Genomic DNA, 18,448 nt, shown 5'->3' with positions numbered 1-18,448 from the left:
ATGACCAACCGCGTCGCATTCGTCACCGGCGGAGCCCAAGGCATCGGTCAGGGCATCTCAGAGACCCTGGCCAGCAATGGGTTTCGCGTCGCGGTCGCTGACCTCAACCTGGAGGCCGCCGAAGCCACCGCGAAACGCATTGCCGAGTCCGGCGGCGAAGCCATCGCCGTGCACGTCGACGTCACCGACACCGACTCGGTGCGCGGCGCGGTGAAGACGGTTGCCGCCGAACTCGGAGACATCGAGGTCGTGGTCAACAATGCCGGTTGGGACGACTTCATGCCGTTCCTGAAGACCTCCGAGGACTTCTGGGACAAGATCCTCGACATCAACTTCAAGGGCGCGCTGCGCGTCATCCACGCCGTCGTTCCCGGCATGGTGGAGCGCGGTTTCGGCCGGGTGATCAACATCGGTTCGGACGCCGGCCGGGTCGGCTCGTCGCTGGAAGCGGTCTACTCCGGCGCCAAGGGCGGCATCATCGCGTTCACCAAGACGCTGGCCCGCGAGGTGGCGACCAAAGGGGTGACGGCCAACGTCGTCTGCCCAGGGCCCACCGATACCCCGGCCCTGCGCAAGTTCGCCGACAGTTCCGGGCAGGACGCCGACAAAGTGATCGGCGGAATGACCCGCTCGGTGCCGATGAAACGACTGGCCCAGCCGTCTGACATCGCCGTCGCCGTCGCCTTCTTCGCCTCAGATGCCGCGGAGTACGTCACTGGTCAGACATTGTCGGTCAGCGGCGGACTCACGATGGCCTGAGCCAATCCCCCAGCAATCGAAGGAGATTCGAGTGGCAACACCACAAGGCCGTGCAGCCGTGACCTGGAACCGGGACGGGTCCATCGTCGAGTTCATCCTCGACAGGCCGCCGGCCAACGCACTGGGACCCGAGCTCATCGACGGATTACACACCGCGATCGACTACGCCCAAGCCGTCGACGCCAAGGTCATCGTGGTGGCGTCAGCGGTGGACGGCTTCTTCGCGGCCGGTGCCGACATCAAACATATGTCGACGGTCGACTCCGCGTCGTTCCGGCGCTACGGCGACGCGCTGCGCGGCGCACTGGAACGTCTTGGCGCCCTGCCTGTCATTTCCGTGGCCGCCGTCGACGGACTTGCGCTGGGCGGCGGTCTCGAGTTGGCGATGGCGTGCACGTTGCGCGTCGGCGCCGCTCGGGCGCGGCTGGGTCTGCCCGAAGTCAAGCTGGGCCTGATCCCCGGCGCCGGTGGCACGCAGCGGCTTCCGCGTCTCGTTGGACGCAGCCGGGCGCTGGACCTAATGCTGACCGGACGCCAGGTCGAGGCCGACGAGGCGTACTGGATCGGATTGATCGACCGCCTCGCGGAGCCGGACACCACCGCGCGGGCGACGGCCTGGCAACTGGCCCGCGAGTTGGCCGCCGCCTCGACACCCGCCCAACTGGCCGTGGTGCGGACCGTCGACGCCGCATACGACCGCCCGCTGGCGGACGGCTTACGCTACGAAGCCGACCAGATTCAGGATCTCTTCGAGCAAGGTGAGGCCGTCGAGGGACTGCGCGCCTTCATCGACAAGCGCACACCCGAATTCGCGTGAGAACACGGAGCAGGCGTCATGATTGATCTCGAAACGCGTTATCAAACAATCCTTCTCGAGTCTCCCGCAGACGGCGTAATCCAGGTCACCTTGAATCGTCCCGACCGTCTCAACGCGATGACGGTCACGATGTTCGACGAGCTGGAGTCGGTGGCGCGCGCGGTCGGCGACGACCGCGACGTCCGGGTGATGGTGCTGACCGGTGCAGGCAAGGCTTTTTGCGCCGGATACGACCTCGACGAGGCCGAGGAACTGGCGTCGTTGCCGGCACTGGGCATGCTGGACCGTCAGGAGCGCGCCGCCCGCGCGCTCAGCGCCGTCCGTGCGGTACCGGTACCGGTGATCGCAGCGGTAAACGGCCCGGCGGCCGGTGGCGGCCTGTCGCTGGCGCTGATGGCCGATATCCGGCTCGGATCACCTGCGGCCAAATTCAATGCCGCCTTCGTACGCATCGGACTCTCCGCCGGCGATCTGGGCGCCTCCTGGCTACTGCCGCGATTGATCGGTCCGTCGGCAGCCGCCGAGATCGGTTTCACCGGGCGCATGGTAGAGGCCGATGAGGCAGAGCGGCTCGGTCTGCTCAACCGGGTGACGGGTGCAGATGACCTGCTCGACCAGACCCTCACCATGGCGGGCCAGATCTGCGCCAACTCCCCCGGCGGTATTCGGATCTCCAAACGCGCGTTACAGGCGAACATGGAAGTCACATCGTTTGCGGCCGCGCTGGAATTGGAGAACCGTGGGCAGGCGCTGCTGACGCGTTGCGATGACATGACCGAAGCGCTGCAGGCCTTCAAAGCCAAGCGCGCGCCGAACTTCTCCGGTCGATGAGCATGAGTACCGCCGCGGGGCAATGGAACAGGGTGTCACGACGCCCACTTGCCGACGTTCTCGACGAACTGCGCACGGCTCGTACTCTGGCCTTCGACGAACACGATGGCGGGATCGTCGTGATGTCGGTCAATCGCCCGCACCGGGCGAATTCGCAGACAATCGAGATGTTCGGCGAAATCGCCTGGGCGACGGCGATATTGCGAAATGCACCGCTGCGTGCGCTAGTCGTCGCCGGCGCGGGTGGGAAGACCTTCTGCACGGGCTTCGACCTGGACGAGGTCGATGTCCTTGCTCGGATGTCGGTGTCAGAATTCACCGACCTGGTCGAGACGGCGGCGTCCGGGTCCACCGGGTTGCGTGCCTTGCCGTACCCGGTGATCGCCGCGGTCAGCGGTCCGGCGGCCGGCGGGGGTCTGTCGCTGGCGTTGGCCGCCGACATCCGGATCGCCGACCACACCGCAAGTTTCAGCGCGGGGTTCGTGCGAGTGGGGCTATCCATCGGCGAACTGGGTACGTCGTGGAACCTGATCCGGCTGATCGGGCCCGGACGGGCCTCCGAGCTGGCGTTCACGGGACGCACCGTGCGAGCCGCCGAGGCCCACCGCATCGGGCTGGCGGACCTGCTCACCGAGACGGCGGCGCTGGACGCGGCGCTCGAATTGGCTGAGACGATCGCCGAAAACCCCGCTGACAGCATGAGATCGACCAAGAACGCGTTCGTCCGCAATCTCGAAATCAGCTCATTTCGCAGCGCTGTGGAAGTGGACACTCGCGGCCAGGCCCTGGCGATGCAAGCGCGGCGATGACGACTACTGGGGAACTGCGCGACGGGCTCGGTCTCGCTGACGATCTGCGGCACCGCCCGGTGGCCGGAGAACGAACGCGCGACAGCCTGTTCTGGGAACTGATCATGCCCGAGGAAGAACTCGGTGTGCAGGTCTACCTCTACCTGACCGGCAGCGGAAAAGCCGGCTACAACGTCTGCGTCTGGGGGCCGGACGCGCGACCGCTGGCGCTGCACCTGCATCAGGGTCGAGTGTCCGACGACGCCGACCTCGACAATTTTTCTTTCGACGGCCTGACCCTCGCGCAACCCGAACTGCGCCAGTCCTGCCTGCTCACTTACGACCGCGACGACGTACGAATCGAGTTCGCGTTCAGCGGCATTCACGATGCGTTCAGCTACCACCGCAACCCCGACGGTCTACCGCCATGGTTCGCGGTGAACAGGATCGAGCAGACCGGACGGGTGCACGGTGGGCTTCACATCGGTAGCCGCCACATCGGGTGGGACCGGATGGGGCATCGCGACCACTCCTGGGGAATACGCGACTGGGGTGTGCCGCAGCACTGGAAATGGTTCGTCGCCTACACCGAGTCGGGCCGGGCCCTCAATGGCTGGATCTGGATCGCTCAGGGCGAGTGGGGATTCGCGGGTTACGTCGTTCGGGACGGAGTGACGTTCCCGGTCCGCCACATCGACCAGCACGCCGACTACGACGATCAGATGCGCCAGCGCCGGCTGAGGGCGACGCTGACCGACATCAGCGGAGCGCGAACCGAGGTGCAGTTCGACGTCTTCGGCGTGGTCGAATTGCCGACTCACGACAGGTTGCAGACGGTCATTCGCGAAGGTGCCTGTCGTGCCGTCATTGACGGCGAAGAGGGGGCCGGCCAGTTCGAGACACATTGGCAGGGAAGCTACCTGGACTACCTGTCGGCGCGGGATGCGTGATGTGGACGTGGTCGCGGGCTGAGCTCGAACGACTTGGTCACTTTCTTGCCGTGCGTGGCTTGTGCGGCCCGACGGTGACAGCCCGGGCCATCGGCGACGGACACTCCAACCTGACGTTCTTGGTGTCAGACGGGCAGTCACAGGTGGTGGTGCGCCGGCCGCCACAGCCGCCGCTGCCGTCGGGCGCCCATGACGTGCTGCGGGAGGCGAGGCTGCTGAAGGCGTTGTCCCAGACCGCCGTTCCCACCCCGGATGTGCTGGCCACCGCGGCCACCGGCGAGCTGCTGGATGTTCCGATCTTCATCATGGAATTCGTTGCCGGCTCGGTGATCACGGAGTCGACACCGGCACCGGCGAATCACACGACGCTGCGCCGGCGCATCGCCGAGTCACTGGTCGACACCCTCGCGGTGCTGCACGAAGTGCCTTGGCGCGCTGTCGGGCTGGACGGTTTCAGCAAGCCCGACGGATTCAATGCCCGGCAGTTGCGGCGGATGCGGTCGCTGATCGCTGTGGATGGCGCTGTCCCGCCCGCCTTCGGTGCGCTGGACGAGTGGCTCGAGGCGCGGCTGCCGCCCGAGTCCGCAACGGCGATCGTCCACAACGACTTTCGCATTGGCAACATGATCGTCGACATCGAGGCCGGCGCTGTCGCCGCGGTCCTCGACTGGGAGCTCGCCACCATCGGCGATCCGCTTGCCGACCTGGGATACCTGCTCGCGTCGTATCCGCTTCCGGACGAGCCGCTCGTCCCGACATCGGCGATGGGTACCGCGGTGCTGGAACCTGGCTACCTGACCCGCGCCGAGCTGCTCGACCGATACGCCGACCGCACCGGGGCCGACGTATCTGGTGTGAATTGGTATGCCGCACTGTCAATGTACAAACTCGCCGCGCTCTACGAGTACAGCCGCAGGCGGTTCGAGAGCGGGGTCGGCGATCCGTATTACGCAGATCCTGGGCTGGTGAACTCGTTCCTGGCTGCGGGTGATCGGCTGGCGGTCGGGAATTCCGCATTCACCTGATCCGCCGAAGATCCTGCGACGCGGTCACTCTCGTCGGCGCAGAAAATCCCTGCCTAGGGGGACGTGACCTGGTGATCTTTCCCGTAACTTAATCGCAAGCCACCGATTGATCACGGATGAGTCAGCCATGAAGATCCCCACATCGCTCTTCGCACTGATCGCCGCCGCCGGCGCAGCGGTGCCGTCACCGGGCCCACAAGCGCACGCCGCCCCGGCACCCCAGGTGGAATACCTCTACGACGTTACGGCGAGGCGGCACTACAACTTTCCTAACAACGACGCGCTCGGCTATGGCTACCAGATCTGCGACAGGGTCACCAGGGGCGAGAGCTACGCCCAAGTGATGGGCGACGCGAAGAGCGACGTGACCCCCAACGACGAGTTCGCCACCAACTATCTGGTCTCCTACGCCGTCAATCTGCTGTGCCCTGACCAAATCTGGCAGCTGCGAAATTCAGCAGAGCATTACCGACCACCCCCCGACGGTTAGCGAGGAGCCCGCCAGTGTCCGTATCGACGTCGACGAATATTCGCCACGGGTTTTATGTCGTTGCTGGTGCCGTGGCGCTGATCTTGACGTGGCCCAACGCCTTTCAGTGGATGTCGAAAGGCGGCAATATCCTCAACCCGATCGCGTTCTTCGGCGATGCGATAGCGCCCGGCGGCACCGCGGCGTTCCTGAGCATCGACATGGCAATTGCCTGGCTGGTGTTCATGGTGTGGGTCGTGTCCGACAGCTCGCGGATAGGGCTGGGCCACAAGTGGGGCTGGGTGTTCGTGGCGTTGTCCTACATCGGCGTGTCGATGGCGTTCCCGGTGTATCTCGTCACCCGCGAGCGCTTCCTCGAGAAGCACTCTCAGACAGACGAATTGAGCGTCCGCCGGAGCTGATGGCGGTTACTGGGGCGGAATGCCCGGCGCTGGGCTGACACCCCGCAAAATCCACGCCCACCAGTTGATGCCGTGCTCGAGCTCGTCGCTGGCGTCGTAGTCGGGGCTGGGATCAATCGGGATGTTGTTCGCCTGCGAACCCGGCGGCAACGACTGCGCGACGTTTCGTTGGGCAGCATTGGCCGCTTGCCCGTAGACGGCCACCACGACGGTGCGGGCGGGGCTGTTCTCCGACCACACCCCGATCTGGCTGTTGGCGCAGTTCGCCATGATCGCCTTGTCCGCAGGGTTGTTGTACCACTGGTTCATCAGCTCGACTCCGCTGATCGCCAACGCCGGGTTGATCGCGACCGTTTCGGCCACTTGACCGTGGAACCCCGCCGCGTTGGCGCGGTCTTGCGGCGACGAGCCGTCAGAGCCGATATCGCCGTCGAGGTTGCGGTTGTTCAGCACGTCGTCCGTGTGTCGTTGGGCGGCCAGTTGCAGTTGCGGGTTGATCTTGACGTCGTTGGTGCATCCGGCCTGATGTTGAATGGTGTAGGTGTTGGCCACCACTCCGTCATTGAGTCGCTTGTTGTTTGGGATCAGCGTGTTGTTGTCGCCGTCCGCGTGGGCACCCGGCGTGCACAACAGTGGGCCGGCAGCCATCACGGCCGCGGCGGTCAGGGCGAACAAGTCGTTGCGCATGTCGATCTCCTTAGACCGGGTCGAATTTCGAGATCAGCCATCGGCCGTCGATCTTGTCGAGGCCGACCTGGACGCTTGATGCGCTGTTGGTCGGCACGTCCTGGCCGATGGTCAGGCTTTGGTTGATGAACAGCAGCACGACAGCGTGGCTGGCACTCGCCTGTACCGTCGCAGCGGCCGGGACAGAGGCCACCGCCGCGATCTGCTTCTGCTGCGCGCCCGGGATCACGACGTCGTGGGTGAGCGAGGTGTAGGCGTTTAGAAAGGTGCCGGTCAACCGGCTCCGCGCAGCGTCGAGGTCCTTCTGCACGGTCTCGGGCTTGTACGACAGCAGCGCGATGGCGCCGTCGGTGGCGGCCCGCAGGGATTCTGCGCCGGCCACCTGAGCTTCACGGACCGACTCTTGCTGCCATTTCAGGTATCCCGCAGCGGACGCCAGCAGCAGCGCCAAGACGGGTAGTAGCGTATAGGCGAGCGCCCGCGATTCACGGCGACGCCGGCCCGGGGCCGTTGGCTGCTCGTCGCGATCCGGTTCGCCGACCTCTGCGTCGGCAATCTCCGGCGCGGTGTCGTCAACAGGTCGGTCACTTGTGCGGCGCGGCTTCGGCCACCTCATGGCACGAACCCGACGTTCGAAATCTTCACTTGATCGCCCAGTTTCTGCACGTCGATGCGCATCCGCCATTCCCGCGGAACCTGTTGAGCCGCAGCGGCATCCGACGTCAAAACCGACACCGCCACCAGCGCCCGCGCGGAATCAGCCGTCTCCGACTCCAACCCGGCCTGCGTGATCGTGCCGACCGTCTTGGCCTTCGATTGCTTGAGCACCTCGATGAACGGCTGTGACCGTTTGGCGAAGTCGTCGTAGAACTCCCCCGTCGCCCCGTCGAGTATGCGATGCACGTCGGCGTCGGCGTGCTGCCAGTCGATCGTCGTCAGGTTCAGCGCGCCCTGCCTGGCCGTCTGCAGGAACTGTTGTCTCTTGGCCTGCGGCTGTTGCGACTGGTAGGCGTGAAAACCCAACCAGCCGACCAGGATTGCCAATGCGGCGACAATTGCCAGACCGAACAGTGTTGCGCGCCGCGGATCCCGCTCACCCTCCATCTCGTTTGCGGCCGGTTCGGAGGCACAGTCGTCGACATCCCTGATGTCCTCGTTATCCGTATGCGGTTCGGAATCAACCACTGCCTGCATGCCGTTCTCCTTCCGTTTTCGTCCTGCTGTCAGTTGCCCGGAGGCAGTAGCATCGTTTGCCATGACCTGCCGTTCGGTGCCGGCTGGGCCAGATCGGATCGGGTGTACTGACGGCCGTCGGGCCCGAGATAGGTGCCGGTGGCCGGGTTGTACTGGGCGGCGGCCACCGGGGGCGGGGGCGCCGGCGGGGGTGTTTCCTTGCGCGGCGGCGACCCGGGTGGCAGCTGCGGAACGTCTTGCCCGGTGTACGTCGCGTTCGGGTCGCCCTTCCAGGCGTTGCCGTCGTTGAGCGGCACATAGTTTTCGTCGCTCTCGCAGAGCTTGACCGTCGGTGCGCGCTTGCCGGGCCTGGTCTCGCACGGCAGATTCCGGGCGCCACGCACGCCGGTGATCGGCGACTCCTGTGGGATCCGGCAGTAGAGGTCGCCGGGCGGCCGCGGCGGAGCGTCCTCGAAGGTGGGCACCCGCTCCTGCTGCGCCGGCAGAAACCCGGTCGTGCACGGCGGCGGCAAGTTGATGTTCAGGTTGAAGCTCAGGTACTGGCCCTTGTAGGCCTGCTTGCTGTTCAAGTTGCCGAGAATGCCGGCCTGTTCGGCGTTGATCGACTCCGGAAAAATCACCAACAGCGACTCGATGTCATTCTGGTAGTCGAGCCCAACCTGGGCGACGCTGGTGAGATTGGCCATCAGAACCGGCAGCGTGGGTTGCACCCGCTCGATCAGCTGACGAGCTTCGTTCAGCGCCGGCCCGCCGTGATCGATCACGGCGGCCACCGCCTGGTCGTTTCTCTGCAACTCGGTCGTCACGGTCGCCAAGTGCGCCGCCCAACCCTGAATGGCGTCCGACGTCTGGATCTGCGAGTCCGCGACCGGCTGCCACTTGTCGATCAGGGCAAGCAGCGGGTCGAGGTTCTTGCGTGCGTCGATCGACAGGTTCGACCCGCCTTTGACGATGCGGGACAGTTCCGGGCCCAAACCGCCCACCGCCGTGTACGACTCGTCGATCACGGTCTTCAGGTTGTCGTGAGGTATCGCCTGCAAAGCGGTGTTCGCGGCGCTGAGCAACGCGTTGATGTCAGGGGGCACCGACGTGTCGGCGGGCTGAATCACGTCGCCGTCCTTGAGCGGCGGCGAGGTGCCGTTGCGGGGCAGCAACTCCACGTACGATTCGCCGATCGCCGATTGACTGTGCACCTCGGCCTTGAGATCTCGCGGAATCGCGATGCCGGATTTCAGCGACAGCAAGGCTTCGACGCCGGTCTTGGTCAGGTGCACCGACTGCACCCGGCCGACTTCGGTTCCGCGGTAAGTGACATTGCCGGTTTGATACAGCCCGCCCGATTGCGGCAATTCCAGCTGCACGGTGTACCGCCCGACACCGAACAGCATGGCCGGCAGTTTCACGAAGTGCAGGGACATCACCGACAGCGCCACCAGCGCGATCACGCTCAGGATGATCAGCTGCATCTTCATTCGCCTGTCCAGATGCATCTAGCGCCCCTGGTCCCAGCGGTACGGAATCGTCAGCGGATTGCCCGCGACGGACGGGGTGCCCGCCATGCACGGGCTCGGGTACTGGCCGATGGTGCGACCCCACTGCAGCTCCAGTTGGGTCAGGTGGCACTCGAACCGGGTACCGGTGAACAGTCCTTGGTCGATCCGGCTGAGGGTGAGGTCGATGATCGCGGTCAGGTTGACGTAGTCGCCCCGCATGAAATTCTCGAAGGTCTCGTTCGGGAACGGGAAGGTCGGGATCAGGCTGAGCGCACGGGTCATGCTCGGGCCCGCATTGGCCAGCGACTCCAAAACCGGTCCAACTTGTTTCAACTCTTTGACCAGGTTCGCCTGGGTCTTGTTGACCGTGTCCGCCGTGAGGGCGCTGAATTTGCCCAGCTGATCAGCCGCCTGGACCATGTTGTCCCGCTCCTCGTTGAGCACCGCCAAGGCATCGGGAAGGGTCTCGATGGCCCGGTCCAGGACGGGTTTCTGCGCGGCGAACTTTCCGACGAGATTGTTGAGCTTCTCCGCGGCCGCGATGATGTCGCCCTTCTGGTCGTTGAGATTCGCGGTGAACTTGTCGAGTTGGCCGATCAAGCTGCGCAGGTCGCGTTCGCGGCCGCGGAACGCGGTGCTCAACGCCTCGGTGATGTCCTGGACCTGGCCCAGCCCCCCGCCGTTGAGCACCAGCGACAACGCGGCCAGCGTCTGCTCGGTGCTCGGGTAGGCCCCCGCGTGCGACAACGGGATGAGTGAACCGTCGTGCAGCCTGCCCTGCGGCGGCTCACTGGTCGGCGGCGCCAACTCGATGTGCAGCGAACCGAGCAGGCTGGTGGTGCCGATCTTTGCGGTCGCGTTGGCCGGCAGACGAACGTCGTCGTTGAGTCGCATGGTCAACAGCGCATGCCAGCCCTGGCGCTCGATCTTGGTCACATGGCCGACCGTGACGTCGGCAACTCGGACCCGCGAGTTCGGTTGGATGTTGTTGACGTCGGGCATCTGCGCCTGGATCACGAACGAACTCGGGCCGCTGCCCTGGGTTCCGGGCAGCGCCAGCGAATTCAGTCCGCGCCAACTGCACCCCGACGTGCCGGCCACGGCGAGGCACATCATCACGCCCGCCACCGCGCGGCCGCGCCAGCTGAATCTCATGAGCCACCGCCGGGGACCATCATTCCGGGCAGTCCGGCTGCGGGGTTGGTGGCGACCGTGCCGGTGGCCGGGGGCGGCGCTATCCCGGGCGGCGGCGCATTCGTCGCTGCGGCAGCCGGCGCCGGCGGAACGTGATCCGGCCGCATCCAATCCTCGCTGTAGGTGACCTCGTTGGGCCTGGCCTGTGCTCCGACGAAGAGGTTCTCCCCGAGCGGCAGGAAATTGTACTGCCGGTTCTTGAAGATCGGTGCCAGGTATTGCGCGCAGAGTTTCGACGCCTGCTCGGCGCCCAGCCGAGACGCGGCCTGCACCGAACCGCACAGGAAGCTGATCGGGTTGGCGAAGTTGTTGACCGCCAGGGCGCCGGTCAGTGCACCGTTGGCCGGCTCGAAGATGTTGTTGAAGTCCTGCAGCACGGTCGGCCCGAGATGCAAGGTCTGCTTGATGTCATCGAGGCTTTGGACCACCGCCGTGGTGATCGACGCCAGCTTGTCGGATGCGGTGCCCACCGCATCGCGGTTGTCGGCGGCGAAACTCTGCACATCGCCGACGACCGCGTTGAGGTCTTTGATTGCCTGGCCGATCTTGTTCGGGTCGTCGGCCAGCACCGACGACACCGCGGCGAGATTGCGGTTCAAGTGCTCGAGCAGGTCGGCGCTGTCGTGCAGCGCCGTCACCAACGTGGACAGGTTCTTGAACGTGCCGAAGACGTCGTTGCTGTGGTCGCCGAGCGCGGACACGGTCTGCGACAACTTGATGATGGTGTCGCGGATGTTGGCGCCCTGGCCCCGCAGGTTGTCTGCAGCCGTGTTGATCAGTGCACCCAATGTGCTCACCCCGCCCGCTTGGGTGGGCTGCAGCAGTTTGGTGACCCGCTCCAGCTGCGCGCGCAGATCGTCCCACTCGACGGGCACCGCGGTGCGGTTCTGCGGGATGACCGCGCCGTCAGCCATCGTCGGTCCGCCGGAGTACGGCGGCGTCAGCTGAATGGCGCGGCCCGTCACCAGCTGCGGTGACAGGATCGCGGCCTTGGCGTCGGCCGGCACCTTGTACTTGCGGTCGAACCAGAAGGTGATCTTGGACCGCAGCGGCTGCGGCTCGATCTTGTCCACCTTGCCGACGGTCACGCCGCGGATGCTCACGTCGTCGCCGCGGAACAGTCCGCTGCTGTTGTCGAAGTAGCCGACGACAACGGTTCGGTCGGTCTGATCGCCGGCCCGCATCAACGCGACCAGCCCGCCGACGAGGATCACCGCGAGTGCGGCCGCCACCGCAACGCGGGACCGCAGCAGCCGCGCCATCACGATTCAGCTCCGGGCCGGGTGGGACCCGGGCCCACCTCGATGCTGCCCGGCGCGGGCGTGGGCTGCGGCACCGATCCGAGCCGGGGCGGCGCCGGCGCGGGGGGTCCCGGTGGTGGGCCACCGGGCGGCGGTGGCGGTGGCGGTTGCCGGTACGGGTAGCAGCCGGGACCCGGGCCCCCGCAAGGGCGGTCGCCCGGATTGCCGGTGATCGCGTCGGGCAGATTCTGTCGGGGCGGACCACCCTGGCCGGTCCGGGGGTAGGGCATCGGCAGTGGCGGCGTCCCGCGCTGACCGGTCGGCGGGTCGGTCAGCTGCGACGGCAGCAGTGTCGAGGGGTCCAATCCCAGATCGGAGAACGCCGAGTTGATGAACGGCTGGACGAACTGACCCGGCAGCAGGTTCACCACGTACGCCTTGAAGAACGGGCCTGACGCGACCGATTCGCCGAGTGACATCACATAGGCGTTGACCATCGGAATGACCTGCTGCAGTCGTTCTTTGCGGTTGTCGACGATCGCCAGCACCCCGTTGAGCTTGTCCAGAGCCGGACGCAACTGCTCTCGGTTTTCGCCGATGAACCCCTTCAACTGTCGCGAGACCGCGGAGATGTTGACTGCGACTCGATCCAGGGCAGCGCTCTGCGTCCGCAGCTGCGCCAGCAGTGCATTCGTGTCGTGCACCAGGCTGACCACCTGGTCGGTGCGCTTGGCCAGCACTCCGGTCGCCTGGGCCGCATTGGTCAACAGGGTGCGGAGCTCGGCGTCGCGCTCGTCGAGGGTTTCGGCGAATCGCGCCACCCCCTGGACAGCGTTCTTCAGGTCCGGTGAGGTGTGCGAAAAGGTTTGCGCGAGGGTGGCCAACGAGTCGGACAGCTGATCGGTGTTCAGCCCGCTGATCGTGGTGGCCAAGTCACCCAGGGCGTCGGGCAGCTGATACGGCGACACCGTCCGGTCCATCGGGATGGCACTGTCGAGTTGGCCGCTGCCGCGCGGCACGACGTCGACGATCTTGCTGCCGAGCAGGCCTTTGGTCTTGATCGCCGCCTCGGTGCGCTCCCCCAGATGGACGCGGTTGGTGACCTTGAACTTGACCAGTACGCCGGGCCCGTCCAGTTCGATGCTGGACACTTTGCCCACCGGAAACCCGGAGACCTCCACGCCGTTGCCGGTCTTCAGGCCGCCCGCGTCGGCGAAATACGCGGAGACGGTTCTGCCCCCGTTGAAGAACGGCAGCTTCTGGTACTGCAGCGCGGCCAGCACGACCAGGCTGACCGCCGCGATGCCGACGGCGCCGATGATCAGCGGGTTGCGTTCGGAGAACATTTTCATTTGGGCGCGCACCGCCCGGTGGGCTGACCGGCGACCTTCACGTAAACCGGTTGGCCGCCTTTGCCGTTCAGTTTGAGCACGATGTCGCACAGGTAGAAGCTGAAGAAGTCGCCATACATCGCTTGGCGGTCCATCACCCGGTACTTGTCCGGCAGCGTGTTGAGCAAATTGTCGAGGTAGTCGTGATCGGCCACCGCGATGCTCGCGGTCCGGTCGGTCTCCTGGACCACCTTTTGGAACGGCGCGCGGGCCTGCGACAGCAGGTCGGCGACCGACCCCGCGGCGGCGTTGGTGTAGGCCACCGCATTGGTGATCTCTGTCTTGTGTTCCGCCAGACCATGTATCAACTCCGACAGCGACGTCACCGCTTTGTCCAACCGGTCGCTTTGACCGCCGAGCGACCCGAGCACCACGTTCAGGTTGTCGACGACCTGACCGATCAGCAGGTCGCGGTCGGCCAACGTGTTGGTCACCGCGGCAGCGCCTTCCAGAAACGAGCCGATCGTCGGGCCCTGTCCGTCGAACGCCTGAATCAGCTGTCCGCTCAACGCATTGACCTGCTCAGGGTTCAGTGCCCGGAAGAGCGGTCGGAAGCCGCCGATCAATGCGTCCAGATCCAGCGCGGGCGCCGTTCGGTTCATCGGAATGGTCTGGCCGGGAGCAAGTCTCTGCACACCCCCGGCCCCTTCTTCGAGTGCGAGGTAGCGATCGCCGAACAGGTTGTCGTAGCGCAGGACTGCCCGCGTGCCTTCGGTGAGGGTCACCGACTTGTCGGCGGTGAACTCAACCCGCACAGTCGCATCGGAGTTGATCGCGATGTCTTTGACCTTGCCCACCTCGACCCCGGCGATCCGGACCAATTTGCCCTTGCGCAGGTTGCTCACATTGCTGAACTGGGCGTAGTAGGTGTTGCCCGCACCGAAGCGAAGCTGCGCGAAAACGGCGAACAACAGAAATGCGGCGAGACCGCACACCATCAGGAAGATGCCGAGGCCCACGATGGTGCCTCTCAGATTTTCCTTCATGGCTCGTCTCCTGCGTCTGCTGATCGTCGGTACTCGCGGTGGCGCTGATGGTCAGGTCACGGTGGCGGGCCGGGTGCGGCCGGCGGCTGCCCAGGAAACAGCGGCACCCCGCCGGGACCGTAGAGCGTCGCGTTAAATGGCGGCGCCGCATGGCCATTGGGCTCCGGGCCGACCGCCGGCCCGGGGAGGCATTGCCGAACGCTGGGCGGATACGGCACCGAGTGCGTGACCGAGAACCAGGACGCGATGCAGGGATGCCCGATGCCCCAGTTGGGCCGGATGTCGAGCCCGGTGCCCCAGCCGGTGTTGGTGACGAGCTGGCGGACCGGGAAGTTCTTCGATGCGTCCGGCAGCGACCCGCATCCGGGTTTTCCGCCGGGCCCACCCTTGGCTTGGTGGATGGGCAGGTTGTCCGGAAAGACGTACGGGTCGTTGCCCAGTAGTAGTGCGACGTCGAGCTGCAGTGTCCGGCCGTCGGCACCGCCCCACGCGGCATATCCGCCGTTGTTCAGGTACCACGTCACGCCCTGCAGGAAGCAGGTGTACTCGGGGTTGTATTTGTTCAGCAGTTCGGTGGTCGGTTCGAGTTTGTTGATGGATGTGATGAGGTTGTCCCGACTGGTGCCGAGCAGCTGGGTTCCGGCGTTGGCGAAGCCAACGGTGTTGAGCAGCAAGTCATTTAGCGCCGACCGATGGTCCACGATCGTGGTGCTGGTCGTGCTCGCGGCCTTCAGCGTGGTCAAGATGTTCGGGGCGGCCCCGTCGTATGCGTTGCTGAGTTCCCCGAGCTTGCGCCAGTCTTCGCGGATCGTGCCGTTGCGTGTGTTGAGCGCCAGCAGCACCTGATTGAGGTCGGTGGTGGCCTCGCCCATCCGTTCGCCCTGTCCGCGCACGCCCTCGGCCACCGCGGAGAGCACCGCGTTCAGCTTCAGCGGATCGACCATTTTGAGTAGGTCGACCACGTTCTCGAACACCGTGTTCACTTCGGTGCTGACGTTCTGCGAACGCAGTACCGCGCCGGCGGGCAGCCGGGCCGCGCTCGGGTTCGGCGGGTACACGAGGTCGACGAACTTGGCGCCGAACGCCGTGGTGGCACTGATCTGAGCCTGCACATTGGCGGGGATGTACGGGATCTGGTCGGGATCGATTTCCAGCTTCAGGTTGGCCGATTCCCTGCCTTCGCCGATGTCGCTGACCCGGCCGACCTGGACACCCCGCAGCATGACCTTGGCGTTGGTCTCGAGCACCAGGCCGGCCCGATCCGATGTCAGCGTCACCGGCACATACGACCGGAAGGTGCCGCTGAAGGCCGCCGTCGTCGCAAAGAGGAAGATACCGATCACCGCCAGCAAGATCAGCGTCCACCAGCCGCTCGCGATGCGATGTTGTCCCGCTCTGCGTTTCATCGCACTAGCTCGCCAGGTGGAAGTTGCCGGACTCGCCGTAGACGGCGAGCGTGATCATCACGATCTCGACCGCCGCGACAACCATTGAGGTACGCACGGCGCGGCCCACGGCCTCACCGACTCCGGCGGGTCCGCCGCGCGCGGTGTAGCCGTAGTAGGTGTGCACCAGCATGACGACGATTGCGATCGCCACGGATTGAATGAACGACCAGATGACGTCGCGGGGACTCAGGAACGTGTTGAAGTAGTGGTCGTAGACACCGGTGCTCTGGCCGTAGACGGCGGTGGTTCCGGCACGCGAAGCCAGGAAGGCCATCATCACCGCGACGCAGTAGAGCGGGATCACCACGATCACCCCGGCGACAACTCGCGTCGATGCCAGATAGCTGACGCTGCGGATGCCGATCACCTCGAGCGCGTCCACCTCTTCGTTGATCCGCATTGCGCCGATCTGAGCGGTTGCGCCGGCGCCGATGGTCGCCGACAACGCGACGGAGGCGGTGCCGGGGACGATCAGCCTGACGTTGAAGTACGCCGATGCAAACCCGGTGAGAGCTTCGATACCGACGGAGGCCAACTGGTTGTAGCCCTGGACCGCGACCAGGGCTCCGGTGGTCATCGTCAGGAAGCCGACGATCACGATCGTCCCGCCGACCATCGCCAGCGCCGCGGTACCCAGCCCCATCTGCGCGATCAGCCGCAGTATCTCGGTTCGATAGTTGGCGATCGCGTCGGGGATCGCGCCGATCGTCGTTGCGTAAAACCGCGTCTGCGAGCCGATTCGGTTCCATTCACCTGCCACCGCGTTCCTGGAGCGCTGCAGCCGCGGATGAAGCCTGCTGGGAAGTGCTACCGCCATGGGTTCACCTCACGACACCGTGAACTGGATGCCGACGGCGGTCACGATCACATTGATCGCGAACAGCACCATGAACGTGAAGACCACGGTCTCGTTGACCGCGTTGCCGACGCCGGCCGGGCCGCCGCCGACGGAGAGGCCTTTGTAACAAGCGATCAACCCGGCCGCATAGCCGAAAAGCGTTGCCTTGACCATCGACACGACGACGTCGGCGAGACCGGTGAGCGTGGTCAGTCCCGTCACGAATGCGCCCGCGGAGACATGTTGGACGTACACGGTGAACAGGAATGCACCGACAAGGCCGACCACGGTGACCGCGGATTCCAGCGCCAACGCCACTGTGGTGGCCGCCAGCACGCGCGGGACCACCAGCCTCTGTACGGGATTGATGCCCAGCACCCGCATCGCGTCGATCTCTTCGCGGATCGTCCTGGCGCCCAAATCGGCACACATGGCCGTGGAGGCGGCACCGGAGACCACCAAAACCGTGACAATCGGGGCGATCTGGTTGACAGTGCCGATGGCCGCGCCGGTTCCCGAGAAATCCCCGGCACCGATCTCGGTCAGCAGAATGTTGAAGATGAACGTCAGGATGACCGAGTACGGCAGCGTCATCATCAGCGCCGGTAGCATGGAAACCCTTGCGACAAACCAGCTTTGAAGCAGATATTCACGCCAGGCGAACGGCGGGGTGAACGACAGCACGGTGGCGTCCAGCGCCATCGCGAACATGTCGCCGACCAACCGGACCGGCTTGGTGACCTGATTCACCGTCACCATCTGAGCCTCCGGGGCACGACCGATGCCGCCGCGGCGAGGGCACCCTGAATCCGCAGCTGCAGATAGTCATGCTCATCCTGCGGCATGGCGGAAACGATATCGACGCTCTCAGGGCAGTGACTGCTCCACCAAGAGGGATTGTGGGTACCCCATCGGGGTCACTTTCCGGCAGATCGGTCGATGACGTGCAGTTTGCTGTGCGCGCGTCGAACAAACGTGCTCACAACGTCTTCCGTGGCGTGCGGGATATGCGGCCGGTTCTCGGGTTTATCTGAGAAACTTGCGGAGCGGTGCCGGTACGGCGCCCGGCGACGACCCGAAGGAGGCTGCGCGTGCAACGTCGCGAGCCTGCATTGCGATCCTCCCGGGCCGAGCGCGTCGCAGCCGATCTGGAGCACGAAATCCTCAGTGCGCGCCTGCCAATCGGCGCTCACTTGGGACGGCGCTCAGAAATCATGGACCGATTCGGTATCAGCCCGACGGTGATGAACGAAACGCTGCGTATCCTGCGCGATCGAGACCTCGTCGCAGTCCGGCCGGGACCTGGCGGTGGGATCACGGTGGCGAGCGCGCCGCCACAGGTTCGGGTCGGCGCGCTGGATCTCTCGTTTCAGCCGTCCACACCGCACCCGCTGGACCTGTTCGAAGCCCGGCTGTACCTGGAATTCGGCCTCACCAAAGCTGCTTTCGAACGTGCGACCAGTGACGATGTCGCGGCGATGCGCACGGCGATGGTAGCGATGCGTGCCGCCGCCAATGCCACCCAGTTCTTCGACGCCGTGCTGGCATTTCACCGCGTCGTGGCGGCGGCCGCCCACATCCCTGTCCTCGAAGGAATGCACCAACTCATCATCACCAGCATCAAGGCGGTGCTGACGCGGGTGGTATTCGTCCACGGTCATAAACCGCTGCTGGCCAGGAGCCTCGACGTCCACGACGACATCGTGGCCGCCATCGCACTGCACGATCAACCGTCATTCGTCGACGCGATCAACCGACACGACCAAGATCTGATTCGCGTCGACGACCCGGACCGCACCCCGATCACGCCGCAGCATCCCTGACCGGGCATCGCCGGCTACTCCCCTGTCTTTGAGCGCGCTCGAGGGTGCCCACCTCATCATGTGATCCACAACATTGTGCATGTATGTCTTGA

Annotated in this window: 20 protein-coding genes; 9 read left to right on the top strand and 11 right to left on the bottom strand. The window is 65.3% G+C overall.

Annotated elements, in window-relative coordinates:
- From G6N27_RS04010 to G6N27_RS03975, 8 genes are all read left to right on the top strand, one after another.
- Positions 1-759: an SDR family NAD(P)-dependent oxidoreductase gene (locus G6N27_RS04010; RefSeq protein ID WP_163775180.1), complete on the top strand. Its 759-nt coding sequence runs from the start codon at positions 1-3 to the stop codon at positions 757-759.
- A gap of 31 nt (positions 760-790) precedes the next feature.
- A complete protein-coding gene (locus tag G6N27_RS04005) occupies positions 791-1,576 on the top strand; it encodes an enoyl-CoA hydratase/isomerase family protein (RefSeq protein WP_372513001.1) in 786 nt (261 codons plus the stop codon).
- 18 nt (positions 1,577-1,594) lie between these two features.
- Complete coding sequence (locus tag G6N27_RS04000; protein ID WP_163775178.1) at positions 1,595-2,407, top strand: enoyl-CoA hydratase/isomerase family protein; 813 nt, start codon at positions 1,595-1,597, stop codon at positions 2,405-2,407.
- Between the two features lie 2 nt (positions 2,408-2,409).
- Positions 2,410-3,216: an enoyl-CoA hydratase/isomerase family protein gene (locus G6N27_RS03995; protein WP_163775177.1), complete on the top strand. Its 807-nt coding sequence runs from the start codon at positions 2,410-2,412 to the stop codon at positions 3,214-3,216.
- Positions 3,213-4,145, top strand: coding sequence for a DUF7064 domain-containing protein (locus G6N27_RS03990; RefSeq protein WP_163775176.1), 933 nt, complete (start codon positions 3,213-3,215; stop codon positions 4,143-4,145). The genes G6N27_RS03995 and G6N27_RS03990 overlap by 4 nt, the downstream gene beginning before the upstream one ends.
- Positions 4,145-5,170, top strand: a complete 1,026-nt coding sequence (locus tag G6N27_RS03985; protein ID WP_163775175.1) for a phosphotransferase family protein — start codon at positions 4,145-4,147, stop codon at positions 5,168-5,170. The genes G6N27_RS03990 and G6N27_RS03985 overlap by 1 nt, the downstream gene beginning before the upstream one ends.
- 127 nt (positions 5,171-5,297) lie before the next feature.
- Entirely contained in the window at positions 5,298-5,660 is a 363-nt protein-coding gene (locus tag G6N27_RS03980; RefSeq protein ID WP_163775174.1) for a DUF732 domain-containing protein, read from the top strand.
- A gap of 14 nt (positions 5,661-5,674) precedes the next feature.
- Positions 5,675-6,061, top strand: a complete 387-nt coding sequence (locus tag G6N27_RS03975; protein ID WP_163775173.1) for a DUF2834 domain-containing protein — start codon at positions 5,675-5,677, stop codon at positions 6,059-6,061.
- Between the two features lie 6 nt (positions 6,062-6,067).
- Here G6N27_RS03975 and G6N27_RS03970 read toward each other — a convergent pair whose 3' ends face one another.
- From G6N27_RS03970 to G6N27_RS03920, 11 genes are read right to left on the bottom strand one after another with little or no spacing between them, the layout of a single operon-like run.
- Positions 6,068-6,709: a CAP domain-containing protein gene (locus G6N27_RS03970; protein WP_372513008.1), complete on the bottom strand. Its 642-nt coding sequence runs from the start codon at positions 6,707-6,709 to the stop codon at positions 6,068-6,070.
- 49 nt (positions 6,710-6,758) lie between these two features.
- Positions 6,759-7,364, bottom strand: a complete 606-nt coding sequence (locus tag G6N27_RS03965) for a hypothetical protein (RefSeq protein WP_163775171.1) — start codon at positions 7,362-7,364, stop codon at positions 6,759-6,761.
- Positions 7,361-7,942 (bottom strand): mammalian cell entry protein, encoded by a 582-nt coding sequence (locus G6N27_RS03960; RefSeq protein WP_232064856.1) that lies wholly within the window; start codon positions 7,940-7,942, stop codon positions 7,361-7,363. The genes G6N27_RS03965 and G6N27_RS03960 overlap by 4 nt, the downstream gene beginning before the upstream one ends.
- Before the next feature lie 29 nt (positions 7,943-7,971).
- The gene (locus tag G6N27_RS03955; protein WP_163775169.1) at positions 7,972-9,432 is read right to left on the bottom strand and encodes an MCE family protein; all 1,461 of its coding nucleotides are present in this window, start codon (positions 9,430-9,432) and stop codon (positions 7,972-7,974) included.
- Positions 9,433-10,551 carry a virulence factor Mce family protein gene (locus G6N27_RS03950; protein WP_163781305.1) on the bottom strand — a complete coding sequence of 373 codons (1,119 nt, stop codon included), beginning with the start codon at positions 10,549-10,551 and terminating at the stop codon, positions 9,433-9,435.
- A gap of 35 nt (positions 10,552-10,586) precedes the next feature.
- Positions 10,587-11,891 carry a virulence factor Mce family protein gene (locus G6N27_RS03945; RefSeq protein WP_276044783.1) on the bottom strand — a complete coding sequence of 435 codons (1,305 nt, stop codon included), beginning with the start codon at positions 11,889-11,891 and terminating at the stop codon, positions 10,587-10,589.
- On the bottom strand, positions 11,891-13,222 hold the full coding sequence (locus G6N27_RS03940; RefSeq protein WP_163775167.1) for an MCE family protein: 1,332 nt from the start codon (positions 13,220-13,222) through the stop codon (positions 11,891-11,893). The genes G6N27_RS03945 and G6N27_RS03940 overlap by 1 nt, the downstream gene beginning before the upstream one ends.
- On the bottom strand, positions 13,219-14,247 hold the full coding sequence (locus G6N27_RS03935; RefSeq protein WP_163775166.1) for a virulence factor Mce family protein: 1,029 nt from the start codon (positions 14,245-14,247) through the stop codon (positions 13,219-13,221). The genes G6N27_RS03940 and G6N27_RS03935 overlap by 4 nt, the downstream gene beginning before the upstream one ends.
- Before the next feature lie 56 nt (positions 14,248-14,303).
- Positions 14,304-15,653 (bottom strand): MCE family protein, encoded by a 1,350-nt coding sequence (locus G6N27_RS03930; protein ID WP_163775165.1) that lies wholly within the window; start codon positions 15,651-15,653, stop codon positions 14,304-14,306.
- Positions 15,654-15,657: 4 nt separating this feature from the next.
- The gene (locus G6N27_RS03925) at positions 15,658-16,512 is read right to left on the bottom strand and encodes an ABC transporter permease (protein ID WP_163775164.1); all 855 of its coding nucleotides are present in this window, start codon (positions 16,510-16,512) and stop codon (positions 15,658-15,660) included.
- A 9-nt stretch (positions 16,513-16,521) separates the two neighbouring features.
- Positions 16,522-17,292, bottom strand: a complete 771-nt coding sequence (locus G6N27_RS03920; protein ID WP_163775163.1) for an MlaE family ABC transporter permease — start codon at positions 17,290-17,292, stop codon at positions 16,522-16,524.
- Between the two features lie 332 nt (positions 17,293-17,624).
- On the opposite strand from G6N27_RS03920, the gene G6N27_RS03915 reads away from it, so the two are divergent.
- The gene (locus G6N27_RS03915) at positions 17,625-18,356 is read left to right on the top strand and encodes a FadR/GntR family transcriptional regulator (protein ID WP_163775162.1); all 732 of its coding nucleotides are present in this window, start codon (positions 17,625-17,627) and stop codon (positions 18,354-18,356) included.
- Positions 18,357-18,448: the final 92 nt, after the last annotated feature.

It is taken from the genome of Mycobacterium cookii (assembly GCF_010727945.1).
Lineage (GTDB): Bacteria > Actinomycetota > Actinomycetes > Mycobacteriales > Mycobacteriaceae > Mycobacterium > Mycobacterium cookii.
This window is presented reverse-complemented; position numbering and strand designations above follow the sequence as displayed.